Genomic DNA, 10891 nt, shown 5'->3' on the forward strand with positions numbered 1-10891 from the left:
TGCGACGCCGACGCTTCATGTCCACACTCCTCTTTGACAAAAGAATAGTGTGTTGCATTCATCCCGTGAGCCCACCATTGATTTAGGGGCCAGACCTACATCGCTACCAGATGCCCGGGCGAAACCTCATGGTACTCCAGCGGCACGATCTTGTAATCCACCGGCCGGATTGGGCTTTTGATTTCGTCATTGGCCGCCGCCCGCTTCTCACGCCGCCGGTCCGGATCGGGCACTGGGACGGCGGACATCAGCTTCTTCGTATAGGGATGCTGCGGATCGCCGAAAACCGCAGCACGTGGTCCAATCTCAACGATCTCGCCCAGATACATGACGGCGACACGGTGGCTGACGCGTTCAACGACGGCCATGTCATGCGAGATGAACAGGAAGGCAAGTTTGAGGCTCTGCTGCAGGTCGAGCATCAGGTTGATGACCTGCGCCTTGATCGAGACGTCGAGGGCCGAGACGCTTTCGTCGGCGACAATGACCTTCGGATCGAGCGCCAGCGCTCGGGCAATGCAGATGCGCTGGCGTTGGCCGCCGGAGAACTCGTGCGGAAAGCGCGACGCCATGTCGGCTGAAAGGCCGACCTTTTCCAATAGGTCGGCGACTTTTTCCTTCGCCTGCTTTGCCGTTCCCATCCTGTGTTCCAGATAAGGTTCGGCGATTGCCGCGCCGACGCGGATACGCGGATTGAGGCTGGCAAAGGGATCCTGAAAGATCATCTGCACGGTCTTGCGCATCTCGCGCATGCCATGCTTGTCAAGCGCCAGCACATCCCTGCCGTCCGCCTTCACCGACCCGCTCTGCGGCTCGATCAGCCGCATGATGGCGCGACCGGTCGTCGATTTTCCGCAGCCGGATTCGCCGACCAAAGACAGCGTCTCGCCGGCACAGAGATCGAAAGAGACATTTTCGACCGCATGCACCCGCCCCGTCAGGCGGCCGAAGAGGCCCGAATGGATGTCGAAGCGCTTGATGAGGTTCCTCACCTCCAGAATGGGCCTCGATGAAGCAGCAACCGTATCGCCGACTTCCACCGGTATGTCCGATTCGCCCGTCGCCACATTGACGACGGGGAAGCGCAGCGGTCTTTCGTGTCCGCGCATCGAGCCCAGCACCGGAACGGCGGAAAGCAGCGCGCGCGTATAAGGATGCTGGCCGCGATGGAAGATGTCGGCCGTTGGACCGGTTTCCACCTGCTCGCCGCGATACATCACCACGGTTCTGTCGGCGATTTCGGCAACGACGCCCATGTCGTGAGTGATGAAGAGAACGGAGGTTCCTTCCTCATCCTGCAGCATCTTGATGAGATCGAGGATTTGCCCCTGGATGGTGACGTCAAGCGCCGTAGTCGGTTCGTCGGCGATCAGGAGCCTCGGCTTGGAGGCGAGCGCCATCGCGATCATCACACGCTGGCGCATGCCACCGGAGAAACGATGCGGATATTCATCGAAACGCGAGGCGGCGGAAGGAATGCGGACCTTCTCCAGGAGCCGGACCGTTTCGGCCCGCGCCTCCGCCCTCGACATCGCCGAATGGCAAAGCAATGCTTCAGAAATCTGGTCGCCGATCGTAAAGAGCGGGTTGAGGCTCGTCATCGGCTCTTGAAAGATCATCGCCACGTCATTGCCGCGCACCTGCCGCATAGCGTTTTCCGGAAGCGCCAGCAGATTGCGGCCGCCAAGCATGATCTTACCTTCGATCCGGCTCGTTTCCGGCTGCAGAAGCCGCATGATCGACAACGACGTGACGCTCTTGCCGGAGCCGGATTCGCCGACAATTGCGACCGTTTCACCCGGCGCAATGTTAAAGGAAACATCGCAAACGACAGGCCTCCACTCGCCATCGACCAGAAACGATGTCGTCAGCTTCTCGACCGAGAGAACGGGCTCTGCGCCTTGCATCGTCTGTGCCGGAAAGCTTGCCATATCCAATTCCTCTTGAATGCTTGAAAGAGATTAATCCGGCCAGCGCAACACGCCGTCGAACCGGCGCTTGCTGCGGTTTTCGATAGGCGTTGCAATGATCTCGTTGGAGGCACGCGCCTTGTCCAGTTCTTCGGCTAAGCGGATCGCAACGAGCTTTTCCTGGCCTGGGTGCAGGTTGCAGGGATCGAGATAAAAATACTGATGCTCGACCTCGTGGTCGCGCACGATGATCGGCGGCGTCCCGCGCGCCAGAGCGTCGGCCATATCCCAGGCGGTGATGTGAGCTTCCTCCGGTTTCAGGATGACGCGCATGCGGTCGAGCGGATTGTTGGTCGGATCGGGCTCGATCAGTGCGGTCACGCCGGGACGACCCTCCAGCGTCTGCCTCCAGAGATCGAGGTAGCCTGCCTCGCGCTCGCGGATGCCGGCGTGGTCACGTTGTTCCCATGCCTCCAGGGCCGCCATGACGCCGAAGATACTTTCCTTGCCGACCTTCATCCCGCGGCCGATGCCCATGTTCTGCAGGAAGGCGCTACGCACCAGTTCCTTCCTGCCGGCGACGATGCCGGAGGTCGGGCCACCCAGAAACTTGTGACCGGAATAAAGCGCGACATCCGCACCCTGCTCCAGGAAAATCCGCAGGTCGTATTCGGATGCTGCATCGACGATGACCGGCACGCCCTTGGCATGGGCGATCTCGACGAACTCCTTAAGGTTCAAAAGGCCGTAGTCGACGACATGGTGTGAAACGACATAGACGGCTGCGGCGGTTTTTTCGGTGATCCCATTTTCCATGTGGAAACGGTGCGTCGACGTCGCCTGGCCGACCAGCACCACCTTGGCGCCAGCAAGGCGGATCGCCTGGTCGACCGGTGCGCCATAGCTCACCACATGGCCCATCTGCACGAGAACCTCGTTTTTTTCCGGCGCCACATCCGGCAGTTTCTCGATCGCAAGAAGGTTGTTGCCGGTCATAGTGCCCGCAACAGCCAGCGAAATGCCAGCCGAGCAGGATGCCGTCACGAAGCCGGCTTCCGCGCCCGTCAACCGGGCGATGACAACGCTTGCCTTGCGCTGCAGATCGTTGATTTCGACAAACTGCGGCAGGATCGACGACATTGCCGCGATTGCCTCGGGAACGACGATCGATGCGCCGAGGCTGGTCATCGTGCCGGAAACATTGATGACCGGACGAAGGCCGATCGACGTGCGAATGTCATCAGACATGTGTATCTCCAAAATTGGTGGCGAGATGGCGAGTATTGCAACTTGCACGCACGGCGGCTATGCCATAGTAATGTAATAGACTCATGCTCGCATGCGAGGAACGTGGAATTGGACGGCAAGACATCATCAATAGTTTACTCCGAAGACGAGGCCCCTGTTGAAGAGACGGGTGGCAGAGGCGCGCGCCGCTCGCGGGTAAGCGGCATCGACCGCGCGCTGCAGGTGATTGATTACCTTTACGAAACCGGCTCCCCGACGGGGGTCTATGCAATCGCCAAGGCGGTGAAGGCGCCGCTTTCGACCGTTTACGTCATCGTCGACGATCTGGTCGAAAAGAACATGCTGACGCGCAATGGCGACGGCACGATCTGGCTCGGCTCGCGGCTCTACCACTACGGCCTGGCCTACGCCCGATCGCTGGATTTTATGAGTGTCGCGACGCATGAGATGCACGATCTTTGCCGTGAAGCGGGCGAAACCGTTCAGGTTTGCGGCCGCGACGGCGACTATATGCTCGTTCTCGCCATGGCCGACGGTCCGAGTCATTTCCAGGTCGCCTCGCGCGTCGGTACCCGCGTTCCGCTGAACTGGACCGCATCCGGCCGCCTGCTTGTCGGCAATCTGCCGGAAGAGGAGCGCGTCGAACTTTTCAAGCGCTGCGCCAAATCTTCGCCGACCGGCCGCGCCCAGATGGACCCTGGCGTGCTTTCCGCCGCCGCCGGCGCGGCGTTCCAGTCCCGCCTGTCGATCCAGGCTGGTGAGTCCGACTATGCAGTTGCCTGCATCGCCTCGCCGATCTGTGACGGCAATGGTCAGTGCGTCGCGACCATTTCCATTGTCCTTCCCGAACAGAAGGCTTTTTCCGACGAAAACCGCTATACCGCGCATGTGCGCGCATCGGCCGAACGCATCGAAAAGATCATGGGCTGGCGCAACCACTAGGCTTTCCTTCCTCAATCGCGCAAGGCGACGATCGCCTCGATTTCGACCGTGATGTTGCCGGGCAGCGAGCCGAATCCGACCGCCGAACGGGCATGACTGCCGGTCTCTTCTCCAAAGACGTCGACGAAGAGATCCGAGCATCCGTTGATGACGCTCGGATGGTCTCCAAACTGGGGCACGGCGTTGACCATGCCAAGTAGTTTCACGACACGTTTCACACGTGAGAGATCGCCAAGCGCGTCATGCATGACGGCAAGGAGATTTATGCCGGTCAGCCGTGCATGTTTGTAGGCATCATCGATGCTGATTTCAGCACCGACCTTTCCCGAATACAGGAAGCCGTCGGCCTTGCGCGGTCCCTGGCCGGAGAGGTAGAGAATATTGCCTTCCTGCACATGCGTCACGAAATGGGCGATCGGCGGCGGCGCAGGTGGGAGTTCGATACCGAGCGCGGCGAGCCTTTCATAAGGCGAGCTTGCCGGCTTGGCGGTAGCTGGAGACGTGTTCACGCAAACTCCTGTCATGCGAATTTCTGTTCTGGCTCTTAGCGGTAGGAATAACCGTGGCTGTGGCGCACGAGCTTGCGGGCCCGCGGAATGTAACGGCTTGCGGCAACCGCCTCGCTGCCGATCACCGCATAGCGGGGCTCGAACAGCGTCTTTAGGACGGAAACGTCACCGTTGGAATCGGTCGCTTCGATATCTGAATCGACAAGATCGAAGATCGTGAAATCGGCGCGCTGGCCGACGGCAAGCCGATTTTCCATCGAAAGCTTGATGACGGAGGCGGGCGCATGCGTGACCGCTTCCACCACCTTGTCGAAGGGCATGCCGACGGAAAGCAGCTTCGACATGGTCGTCGCCAGATCCCAGACCGGAAAGTTCATCGAATGGCCATGCAGGTCCGTCGAGATCGAGAAGGGCAAGAGGCCGCGCTTGATTGCCGCTTGCGCTACTTTGAAGGAGAAGGAGGCACCGCCATGGCCGATGTCGAGGCGGATGCCCTCGCCCGCGCAGCGCTCCGCGAGATCGAAAAGGTCCTCGTCTTCCGTGATGCTCGAACCGGCCTTGCCGTTGAAGCAGTGGGTGATGACGTCGCCCGGACCGAGTATCTCCAGCACCTCATCGTAAAGCGCCGGCGGCTCGCCGACATGCACCATCATCGGAACCTTGAGGATCTTGGAGATCTTCTTGCCCAGCTTGACCGGCGTCACACCCCATGAACCGGTGATGACGTGGCTGGCGCGCACCTTGATGCCGACGATATGGTCGCTGTTTTCGGCATAGCATTCGAGGATGCGGTCAAGGTCGATATCCCGGATGTCGCGCAGTTCGGCGACGCGGTTGCAGGCGACGAGACCAATCGAACCGAGGTTCAGGAAGGCCTTGATGCGCTCGCGTGACGGTTCGATGATGTATTCGCGAAAACCATGAAAATTGGCTTCGCCGGCAGAGCCTGCATCGACCAGCGTCGTTACACCGCGCTCGGCGCCGCATTCGGACGGACGGATCGAGATATCCGTACCGCCATGCCAGATATGAACATGCAGATCTACCCAGCCCGGCGAAATCCAGGCGCCCTGACCATCGACGCGGACCGCGTCCTCTGAGACGGAGAGTTGTGGACCGACCTGCGCGACCTTGCCATCGCCATCGACCAGGATGTCGATGGTGCCACCTGGGCTCACAGCACCGAAAGCCATCGGCTTCACATTGGCGAGGAGGAGCGGTTTGCTCGCTTTATCCCCAGTCATTCAAAGGTCCTTTCGAAGTTTTGGATCGAGCATGTCGCGCAGCCCGTCGCCGACCATCTGCAGCGAGAGCACGGAAAGGATGATGGCGACGCCCGGAAACAGCGTCATCCAGTCGGCCTGGCCGATATATTGGCGGCCGGCGGCGATCATCGTTCCCCAGGTCGGAACTTCCGGGCTGACGCCGAGACCGAGGAAGGAAAGCCCCGCCTCGGCCAGCATGGCGCTGGCAAAGAGGAAGGTCCCCTGCACCAGGATCGGCGAGAGCAGATTGCGCAACACATGCCGGGTCATGATGTGAAAGGTCGAAATTCCAAGCGCCTGCGCCGCCTCAACGTAAGGCAGTTCACGAATGACCAGCGTCGACGCGCGGACGATACGCGCCAGGCGCGGCGAATAGACGATCGACAACGCGACGATGACAGTTGTCAAAGATGGTCCAAGAGCCGCGACCAGCGCGATCGCCAACAGAATGTCCGGAAAGGCCATCATCGCGTCGATCAGCCGGGCAATCGGCGTGTCGAATTGCTTGAAGAAACCGGCGAGCAGACCGAGGGTCACGCCGATCAATGCCGAGAGTACGACGACGGCAGCACCGACGAGCAGTGACAGGCGCCCCGCAAAGATCGTTCGCGAGAAAACGTCGCGGCCGAATTCGTCCGTTCCAAAGAAGAATATCTCGCTCGGCGGCTTCAGCCGGTTAACGATCGAAAGCTTGGAGGGCGAGTAAGGGGTGAGCCATGGCGCAAAGATCGCCAACAGTACGAAGATCGTAAGAACCAGCACGCCGAATGCGACGGTCTTGCGCTTCAGGAAGCGGCGGATGAACTTGCTGCCTTCGCTCTTCGCGGGTCTTGCGGCAATATCGGCCATTAGTAACGCACCCTCGGATCGATCAGAAGATAGAGCATGTCGATCGCAAAATTGATCAGCACATAGAGCGCTGCAATGATGAGCAGCGCGCCTTGAATGACCGGATAGTCGCGGCGAAGGACTGCCGAGACGACCAGATTGCCGACACCTGGAAGGCCGAAGACCGTTTCGGTGACAACCGCGCCTGAAATCAGCACCGCCGCCGTCAGCCCGATAACGGTCAGGATCGGGATCAGCGCGTTTTTGAGCGCGTGCTTGAGGATGACGCGGCGCTCGATCAGGCCCTTGGCGCGCGCCGTGCGGATATAGTCGTCGCCGAGCACGTCGAGCATGGAGGCGCGTGTGAAGCGCAAGATCAGCGCCGAGGAAACGATACCGAGCGCAAAGGCCGGCAGCGTCAGATGATACATGCGCACAAAGAAGCCCGCACCCGGCCCGCCATAGCCCGAAACCGGGAAGAAATTGAAGCGCACGGCGAAAAACTGCATCAAGATCAGGCCGAGCCAGAAGCTTGGAATGCTTGCCGCAAACATCGCAACTGTCGTAGCCGCCTGATCGACGAAGGAGCCCCGGCGATGGGCGGCGTAGATGCCGATCGGCAGCGCGATGATGCAGGCGATGGCAAGCGAAAACAGCGTCAGGAAGAAGGTCGGCTCGGCGCGGTCGAGAAGGGCTGCCGTCACTGGCATGTTCAGGAAGATCGATTGCCCGAGGTCGCCTCTCAGGAGCTGTCCGATGTAGTAGACATATTGTACCAGGAGTGGCTGATCGAGCCCGAGCCGGCTGCGAAGCTCGACGACGTCCTGAGGCGTTGCATCAGGGCCTAGCATGACGGCTGCCGGATCGCCTGGTGTCACGCGCACGATGACAAAGACAATCGTGACTACGAGGAACATCACGACGATCATCCCGAAGAGGCGCTGGAGGATGTAGCGTATCATTAAGTCTTTCCCGATGCCCGGCGGGGCACAATGCAAGAGGATACCGGCATTGAATGCCGGCATCCCGCGATCAGGCCTTACTTCTTGATCGAAGCATTCCAGAAGTACGGCCACGGGGCCGGGTCGACGCCTTCAAGTTTGGTCGATTCCGCCGAGACGGCGTTGAAGTCGCCGATCTTCATGAAGGGCGCGTCGTCATAAATCGCTTTCTGGACATTGGCCCAAAGCTCGACGCGCTTGGCAGGATCGACTTCGGAGGTGAAGGCATCCACAGCGGCCTTGCGGGCGGGGGTATCCCACCAGCCCGGCGAGCTGGTCGATAGCGAACCGATCAGCGCCGGCTCCGGCAGGAAGGGACTGTGAGTGATGTAGATATCCCAGAGCTTCGGATCGGCACGGCGCTGCGTCAGCGTCGCCCAATCGACGACCTGCATATCGACGGTAAAGCCCGCGAGCTTCAGATATTCCACCGCAACTTGCGCCATCTTGTAATGGAACTCGTATTGGCGGCTGGTGAGGATGCGCAGCGGCTCGCCGTTGTAGCCAGTCTTCTTCAAGGCTTCGGCAGCCTCTTCCGGCTTTGCAACATTGTAATTGCCTTCGACGCCAGCATCCGTGTGCCAGGAATAGGCTTCCGGGTAGATATCGCCATCCAGCGTGTAGAAATCCGCGCTGCCGAAGGCGGCGGCCATCATGTCTTCCATGCTGAGCGCCTGGCGGATCGCTTTGCGGACCTCGATATTCTTCGCAATGCCTTCCTTCGTGTTGAAGACGAAGACCGGATAGCCGAAGGGCTTCAGGATGATTGGCTGCGAGGCCGTCGATGCCTTCAGCTTGTCGAAGGATTCGACCGGAATGGAATCGACATAGTCATACTGGCCGGAGACCGCAGCCTCAACGCGGGTGTTCGGATCCGGCACCGGAACAAAGCGGATTTCATCGAGATACTGATGGCGCGCGCCGCCATAGCCATCGCTCTCGCCGTCGCGCGACTTGTAGCCGTCGAAGCGAACGAGCTGGATATACTGGTCGGCTTTGCGCTCTTTCAGCATGTACGGACCCGTTCCGATGAAGTCCTTCATCGGCTCGTCCTGCTTTTCGGAGGGAATGATGATTGCAGCTGAATTGTTGAAGGCAAGCAGCGAGGTCAGCGGCGCATAAGGCTGCTTCAGCGTGATCTTGATGTTCGCAGGATCGACTGCCGCGACCGCTTCGATGAAGCCTACAGCCTGCTTGCCGCGCGAGGCGATCTTTGTCCAGCGAGTAAGCGATGCAACGACATCCTCCGAGGTCATGTCGCTGTTGTCGTGGAACTTGATGCCGGTGCGCAGCTTGATCGTATAGGTCTTTCCGTCCGCACTGATCTCCGGCAGACTCTCAGCCAGAAGCGGCGTGACGTTCCATGTCTTGTCGAAGGTATAGAGCGTTTCGAAGATATGCTGCGTGACGATGCCGACGAGGTCGGCAGTCGAGGACATCGGATCGAGTGTCGGCGGCTCGCCGATCGTCGCGACGTTGATGACGCCACCTTTTTCCTGGGCCATCATCGTGGTCGGCAAGGCGACGAGTGCCGTGCCGAGAAGGAATGCGACTAGAGTCTTCATTTCATGCTCCCAGTTTGTTGTTCCGCAATTATGTTATATCAGTCCTTATAATAGAGTATCGACGGAGGTAATCCTGTCAACCGGGAAAGTGGAGCTATGTGCAGAAATGAGAAGGCGCGCGCAGGGCTCTGCGCGCGCCTTCTCACCATTGGCTGGCAGGCCTATTGGTCGAACAGCCGGTATTCGATCTGCTCGAGATGGCCGGGATCTGCGATCGCCTCGATCTTGGCGATCTTCTCGCCATCGAAGCCGATTTTGACGATGATGCGCAGCTGATCATCTATGCGGACGATGAAACCGAAGCCGCCGTCCACGAAGGCCGGCAGCGCGCCGCGCGCCCTGCCTTTGAATGTCGTGGCAACCGCCTGCGCGCCGCGCAATTCGCCGGCGTCTCCGAAACGAGCGGCCGCCGCATCAGGCGCGAAGACAACGTCGGGATGAAGAACGGCAAGCAATGCCTGGAAATTTCCGTTGCGCGAAGCGGCAAGGAAAGCCCGGACGACTTCCTTCTTATGCTCGATGCCCGTCTCGGACACATCGGTCTTTCCCTGCACGCGGCGGCGGGCGCGGCTTGCGAGCTGGCGGGTTGCGTCCGACGTGCGGCCGATGATCGGCGCTATCTCGTCAAAAGGCAGGTCGAACATGTCGTGCAGGACGAAGGCGACGCGCTCTGCCGGGGCCAGCTGTTCCAGCACGACCAGGAGCGCCGCGCCGACGGAATCGGCCAGCACGATCTCCCGCTCAGGGTCGGCAAACGTCGCCATATCGGCGATCTTCTCATGGACCGGCGGATCGAGCGATTCTTCGCGCCGGGACTTCCTGGAGCGCAGCATGTCGAGGCAGATGCGCGCGACAACCGTCGTCAGCCAGCCGCCGAGATTGCCGATCTCGCTTACCTCCGAGCGGCCGAGCCTGAGCCACGCCTCCTGCACCGCATCCTCCGCCTCCGCGCGCGAGCCGAGCATGCGGTAGGCGACAGTCTTCAGGTGCGCACGGCTCGCCTCGAATTCGTCCGCTAAAAATTTTTTTTCGTTCATCGGTCACATTCCTCCATCGCGTTCCGTCAACACCATGACGAACGAACTCCGGTCCATGTGACAGACAAGCGGCCGGCGGCGTCATTTTCTGAAACATAGAAAGGGACATATCATGCAATCGAGAATGGGAAACCCGGCCGTCGTCATCCCCGAAGCCATGCAGGCGCTGCTCGCTTTCGGGAATATTCCTCAAAAGACCGGTCTTTCGCCAAAGCTGCTCGAACTCGTCAATCTGCGCGCCAGCCAGATCAACGGCTGCGGCGTCTGCGTCGACGGTCATCCGCGCATTGCCCGCAGGCTCGGCGAAACCGACGAGCGCCTGTTTGCAGTATCCGCCTGGCGTGAGACACCCTATTTCAGCGAGGCTGAACGCGCGGCCCTGGCACTGACGGAAGCCGTCACACGCGTCAGTGACCGTGCCGATCCGGTACCGGACGAAATCTGGGACGAGGCTGCACGCCATTACAACGGCAAGAGCCTCGCGGCCCTCGTCATCGCCATCGCCAACATCAATGTCTGGAACCGGCTGAACATCGCCACACGTCAGATCGCCGGCGAATGGAAGCCTTGAGTTTTCCACCCGGCC

Annotated in this window: 10 protein-coding genes; 2 read left to right on the forward strand and 8 right to left on the reverse strand. The window is 60.1% G+C overall.

The genetic code is table 11. The features are described from left to right. Positions 1–95: 95 nt before the first annotated feature. Positions 96–1931 (reverse strand): ABC transporter ATP-binding protein, encoded by a 1836-nt coding sequence (locus tag BN1800_RS38010; protein ID WP_087005921.1) that lies wholly within the window; start codon positions 1929–1931, stop codon positions 96–98. A gap of 30 nt (positions 1932–1961) precedes the next feature. Next, positions 1962–3158, reverse strand: coding sequence for an aminotransferase class V-fold PLP-dependent enzyme (locus BN1800_RS38015; RefSeq protein WP_027510953.1), 1197 nt, complete (start codon positions 3156–3158; stop codon positions 1962–1964). Positions 3159–3260: 102 nt separating this feature from the next. Here BN1800_RS38015 and BN1800_RS38020 point away from each other — a divergent pair, with 102 nt between their 5' ends. After that, positions 3261–4100, forward strand: a complete 840-nt coding sequence (locus BN1800_RS38020) for an IclR family transcriptional regulator (protein WP_027510954.1) — start codon at positions 3261–3263, stop codon at positions 4098–4100. Between the two features lie 11 nt (positions 4101–4111). On the opposite strand, the gene BN1800_RS38025 is transcribed toward BN1800_RS38020, so the two are convergent. From BN1800_RS38025 to BN1800_RS38050, 6 genes are all read right to left on the reverse strand, one after another. After that, the gene (locus BN1800_RS38025; protein WP_063829608.1) at positions 4112–4624 is read right to left on the reverse strand and encodes a RidA family protein; all 513 of its coding nucleotides are present in this window, start codon (positions 4622–4624) and stop codon (positions 4112–4114) included. Positions 4625–4644: 20 nt separating this feature from the next. Then, positions 4645–5853 (reverse strand): amidohydrolase/deacetylase family metallohydrolase, encoded by a 1209-nt coding sequence (locus BN1800_RS38030; RefSeq protein WP_087005924.1) that lies wholly within the window; start codon positions 5851–5853, stop codon positions 4645–4647. Beyond that, on the reverse strand, positions 5854–6723 hold the full coding sequence (locus BN1800_RS38035) for an ABC transporter permease (RefSeq protein WP_087005926.1): 870 nt from the start codon (positions 6721–6723) through the stop codon (positions 5854–5856). It lies immediately after the preceding gene. After that, positions 6723–7664: an ABC transporter permease gene (locus BN1800_RS38040; RefSeq protein WP_179214007.1), complete on the reverse strand. Its 942-nt coding sequence runs from the start codon at positions 7662–7664 to the stop codon at positions 6723–6725. The genes BN1800_RS38035 and BN1800_RS38040 overlap by 1 nt, the downstream gene beginning before the upstream one ends. Positions 7665–7741: 77 nt before the next feature. Continuing rightward, positions 7742–9268 carry an ABC transporter substrate-binding protein gene (locus BN1800_RS38045; protein WP_087005929.1) on the reverse strand — a complete coding sequence of 509 codons (1527 nt, stop codon included), beginning with the start codon at positions 9266–9268 and terminating at the stop codon, positions 7742–7744. Between the two features lie 161 nt (positions 9269–9429). Beyond that, a complete protein-coding gene (locus BN1800_RS38050; protein ID WP_087005931.1) occupies positions 9430–10305 on the reverse strand; it encodes a sigma-70 family RNA polymerase sigma factor in 876 nt (291 codons plus the stop codon). A gap of 112 nt (positions 10306–10417) precedes the next feature. Here BN1800_RS38050 and BN1800_RS38055 point away from each other — a divergent pair, with 112 nt between their 5' ends. After that, positions 10418–10876, forward strand: coding sequence for a carboxymuconolactone decarboxylase family protein (locus BN1800_RS38055; RefSeq protein ID WP_027510961.1), 459 nt, complete (start codon positions 10418–10420; stop codon positions 10874–10876). Positions 10877–10891: the final 15 nt, after the last annotated feature.

This window comes from Rhizobium sullae, assembly GCF_900169785.1.
GTDB lineage: Bacteria > Pseudomonadota > Alphaproteobacteria > Rhizobiales > Rhizobiaceae > Rhizobium > Rhizobium sullae.